Source organism: Lysinibacillus sp. RU7, from assembly GCF_057837305.1.
On the sequence record NZ_JBYQFK010000011.1, the window covers coordinates 76,404 to 81,140 of the forward strand.

At 31.3% G+C, this 4,737-nt stretch carries 3 protein-coding genes and 1 pseudogene; 3 read left to right on the forward strand and 1 reads right to left on the reverse strand.

The features are described from left to right. Positions 1–33 precede the first annotated feature (33 nt). Genes AC3II9_RS09925 through AC3II9_RS09935 form a run of 3 tightly spaced genes read left to right on the forward strand, consistent with a single transcriptional unit; the run spans position 34 to position 3,575 of the window. Positions 34–1,398, forward strand: a complete 1,365-nt coding sequence (locus tag AC3II9_RS09925; protein WP_391376571.1) for a spore germination protein — start codon at positions 34–36, stop codon at positions 1,396–1,398. A gap of 19 nt (positions 1,399–1,417) precedes the next feature. Next, positions 1,418–2,497, forward strand: a complete 1,080-nt coding sequence (locus tag AC3II9_RS09930; RefSeq protein ID WP_489155175.1) for a GerAB/ArcD/ProY family transporter — start codon at positions 1,418–1,420, stop codon at positions 2,495–2,497. Then, positions 2,490–3,575, forward strand: a complete 1,086-nt coding sequence (locus AC3II9_RS09935) for a Ger(x)C family spore germination protein (RefSeq protein WP_391376567.1) — start codon at positions 2,490–2,492, stop codon at positions 3,573–3,575. The genes AC3II9_RS09930 and AC3II9_RS09935 overlap by 8 nt, the downstream gene beginning before the upstream one ends. A 185-nt stretch (positions 3,576–3,760) precedes the next feature. Here the strand turns inward: AC3II9_RS09935 and AC3II9_RS09940 are convergent. Then, positions 3,761–3,915: pseudogene (locus tag AC3II9_RS09940) on the reverse strand (IS3 family transposase); the annotation flags it as partial. Positions 3,916–4,737 lie beyond the last annotated feature (822 nt).

A 4,737-nucleotide genomic window follows, 5' to 3' on the forward strand; every position in this document is an offset into this window, starting at 1 on the left:
CTCACGTTGATAACGTTTTGAGAGGAATTTATTATGTATATAAACAAAAATTTGTCTGAACATATTAAGGGTAGATTAGATGATTGTGATGATTTAGTAACTAGGACATTTCCAGAGTTAGAAATTGAGGTATTATTTTTCGGGCATTTAGTAGGGGAAGAGGAATTGAGAAATAATATTGTACAACCATTTTCAAATATAAATAACGATGAAGTGAAAAATATATTAAGAAGAAAAGAATTTAAACAAGAAGAAGATATTAACTCAATGGTTAGTGGGATTCTGGAAGGAAAAGCATTAGTCATTTTTAAAAATTCACTAGCATATGTAGTTGATATTTATGTTCCAAAAACAAGAAGTGTTTCAGCTGCAGAAATTGAAACTATAATTGTAGGACCTAAAGAAGCTTTTATAGAAGACGTTGGAACTAACTTATCTATGATTAGGAGAAGAATAAAATCAGACCGTTTAAAGGTCCTTAGTTATAAAATAGGCACGTTAACTCAAACGAAAATGTATTTATTATATATTGAGGGTATTACCTCCTCTGTGTTAGTTAAAGAATTGCAAGAAAGAATCAATGACATTGACATAAAAGGGATTAATGATTTAAATCAACTAATACAATACTTAGACAGGAAGCCTCTTTCTATTTTTCCACAATATTTTACGACAGAGCGTCCAGATGTTTCAACATCAAAGTTGCTTGAGGGAAGAGTTATTTGTTTGTTAGATGGTAGTCCCTATTCATTATCAACCCCTACTAGTTTTTTTGAATTTTTTCAATCTCCAGATGATTACAACCAAAGATGGATACTTGGTACTCTATCCAGGGCATTAAGATTTGCTGCATTAGTAATAACATTATTTGCTTCTGCATTCTATGTAGCAGTATCTATGTTTCAATATGATATTATTCCTGTTAAATTACTGCATGAGTTTATTAAATCAAGAAGTAACGTGCCATTTAACCCACTAATTGAGGCATTAATTATTGAGAGTATTATTGAGTTGTTAAGAGAAGCAGGAGCAAGACTACCGTCTAAAATAGGACAAACAATTGGTATAGTTGGAGGTATAGTTATTGGTACTGCTGCAGTAGAGGCTGGTTTTACGAGTAGTATACTAATTATAGTTGTTTCTATATCTGCTATATCTTCTTTTGTAGTTCCACATATTATAATGACCGCTTCTTTAAGGATTGCTCGATTTATTTTTATTATTCTTGCATCAATAGCGGGATTCTTTGGAATAATTTTCGGATTCATTATTTTATTAATTCATCTTTGCAGTTTAAAAAATATGGGGGAGTATTATCTTAAACCTATAGCACCATTATCTTTGAAGGACATAAAAGATACTATTATTCGTGCTCCTTATCAGTTCTTTAAGAAATAAGTTAAGGAGGAGCCTAAATATGCAAAATGAAAAATTTAAACCGTTCTATTTATTTTTTATTACCTATATGACTCAAATGGGTATAGTGTTCTTTAGCTTACCAAATATTATAGTCAATCATTTTGGATATAACGGTTGGATCATGATTATACCTATTTCAGTTGTTGTTTTGATTCATATTGGATTGATTGCTACAATTTATAGTTTTAATAAAGGTGAGTCGATTTTTCAAACAATTGAGAGTTTAAATTCAAAGGCAAAGATGATAATAATGCCTTTATATATTTCTTTAAGCATATTCTGGTCAATTCTTTCGGTTACAATCGCAAAATACTATGTACATGTTATGAAGTTTTTATATTTTCCTCAAACTGATATACAGTGGTTTGTACTGTTAACATTAATTCTTACTTTTTACCTTGTTACAAGAGGAATAATAACAATCGCTCATATCTGTACTATATTTTTCTTTTTATCTGGACCAATAATATTTATCTTATTACATTTTGTTCCTGACTTCTCCTTTTTGCAATTTTCTACATTTTTGTTTAATGAAAATACCGACTTTTATGGAGGGATAATCGAAGTATATACTGCATTTCTAGGATTTGAAGTAATCCTATTTATGTTCCCGTATATAAGTAAAGAGAAAAGCGGTTTTAAATATGTTTTTTGGGGTCACTTATATACTTCCTTTGTATATTTGATTGTTACTATATTTTGTTATGGATTTAACAGTATACAACAGTTAACTCATCAAGTTTACCCAGTAGTAACTTTAATGAAACATATCGAATTTGAATTTGTTGAACGATTGGACTCTATCATTTTTATATTATTTTATTTAAAGGTGTTAATTACTATTACGATGTATGTCTGGATTAGTTTAGTTACCTTAAAAAGGGTGGTTAAATGGAGTGATAATCTTATTGTTTTTGTATTATTGGCAGTTGGATATTTATCAACGCTCGCTTTTGTAACAAAAAAAGAATTAATATTTTTGTTATCTGCCTTAACAAAAGTTCAATTGTTCCTATCTGTCTTCTTACCACTATTATTATTGATGATTATTTTTATAAAAAGGAGAAGTAATGGCTAGAATTTTACTGATTAGTCTAATCTTGTTGATGCAATCGGGATGTATGGACCAAAAAATTGTTGAGGAGTTAGGATTTATTCATACAATAGGTTATGAGTCAATTGAGGAAGGAGAGGATATCGGAAAGCTTAAAGTAACCGGCTCATTTCCAATAGCAGAAACCTTAGAACAGCAAACTATCACTACTGTTGTTGATACTCCAAGAGAATCAATGTTATTTTTGAACCAAAAGACAGATAAAAATCTAGTTTTAGGTCAAGTTAGAAGTATTCTAATTGGAGAGAAACTTGCAGAAAAAGGAGTATGGGATTTAATCGATACATTCTATCGTGATCCAGATTTAAGACCAACTGTAAAACTGTCTATTGTAAAAGGCAGCCCACAACAAATGCTATCTAAAGACTATCCAAATTATAAAATGGTTGATAGTGTTATCGAAGAGCTTTTGACAAAAGAAGCAAGGTTAAATACCATTCCTGAAATGGATATACATAAGTTTGCGAGAGATTACCTAGATGACGCTATTGATCCTATTGCTCCAATTATTTTACAATCTGAAGATGGAATCATGTCGGAAGGTATTGCATTATTTAGTGATGATCAGTTAAAAACATCACTACCAGAAATAAAAGCAAGAGTTTTCTTTCTTTTAACTGGTGAGTTTAAAGAGGGCAAATTATTAATTAAAATTAATAAAGAAGAGAACGTATTATTTAGTTTTTTAAAGAATAAAAGAAGTATAAAGGTTGGAATAAATAATAATCAAGATATCGATGTGAATGTGTCAATTGATCTCAAAGGCTTTTTACTGGAATACCATGGAAAAAAGGATATAAATAATGAGAAACAAATGGCAGAGATGGAGAGAGATATTCAAAAATATATAAAAAACGAAATAAACGAAATAATAGAAATTATGAAGGAACACCAAATAGATAATCTTGGTTTAGGAAAGTATATAAAAAGAAAAATGGATTATCAGACATGGAAAAACCTAGACTGGCCCAAGTCAATTGATCGAGTAAACATTAACCCTACTGTAACCGTGACCATTATAGATACAGGATTGGTTAAATAATGGGGGAGTATTTACCTTATCGGATTTAAAAATCAAAACCAAAGACTTGGCACACGTAGTCTTTGAACTAAGGGATAGAGCAAACAGTTGTAAAGGGTGTTGTAATGGAAGATAGTACTTAGTTCACAGCCAAACATGTACTAGTTGCTGCGAATCTTGGAGGGGCAAAAGAAATATTGAAGGAACATGGTAATGCCTTTTTCTTTGACTGCCTTTTGAAAGGCTACTGATGTGTAAACGGACCCTTGGTCGCTATGTAGTAAACACCCTCGGGTAAGGCGGGTAGTTGCTCGAGCGTATCTAATACCAATGATACGTCTTGCGAATCACGAATCGTATAAGGGGTAGCGTCAGGAAAATGCGGATTTACAACGATAAGGAATTTCCAATATATAAGTCTGATTTCCCAACCCCTAAATTGAGAAATTCGGCTCTTTTTTTCGTTACTCCCTAAAGGTGTACTGCCGACAAAACGCGGAAATTATATGCTAAGACATTTTATATATCCTAAGTGGACGAAGGGACTGAATTGAGTTCAAAATCTTATGTATAATAAATTTCTCATAGAAAGTACGTTCCCATCCTATTTGCGAAACAAAACGGTACCTGAGCGTATAAGATTTCTTAACTCTGTAAGAACAGACATCTCATTATTGGCGATTTATATTCCCCTCATCATAAACGTGATTTCGCCAGCGATTCGAGATAAAGTTCAAAGAAGCGCCTTCTGGAATTTTTCGTTTATTATTTTTGTTCATCTCTGTAATGGTCGCAATAGCTTGAAGAAATGACTCTCCTAATTTTATAAAAGTGATTTATAACAGGCCTCTAAAAATCTTGGGGTATATTTATGTAAGTAGTTAAGAGGACGGTTGTCCTCTGCCTAGTAATTTGATTTTGGTTATACTTTGAATTTTTAAAGGTTACTATTATTTTCTGTGGCTGTTTCACAACGCTTTATTTAGTTGGTTTTCTGTATATAAATCAAATATTAGGTAATTATATAAAATATGGTAGCAAAAAGGAAAAACGAGATGGATAGTTAAAACAATAATGGGGTAAGAGGGTTGAAAATGGATCAAAATTTAGTTGGTTTTCTGTATATAAATCAAATATTAGGTAATTATATAAAATATGGTAGCAAAAAGGAAAAACGAGATGG

Coding starts and splice junctions, on each gene's coding strand:
- AC3II9_RS09925 (WP_391376571.1), top strand. CDS start 34: ATGTATATAAACAAAAATTTGTCTGAACATATTAAGGGTAGATTAGAT.
- AC3II9_RS09930 (WP_489155175.1), top strand. CDS start 1,418: ATGCAAAATGAAAAATTTAAACCGTTCTATTTATTTTTTATTACCTAT.
- AC3II9_RS09935 (WP_391376567.1), top strand. CDS start 2,490: ATGGCTAGAATTTTACTGATTAGTCTAATCTTGTTGATGCAATCGGGA.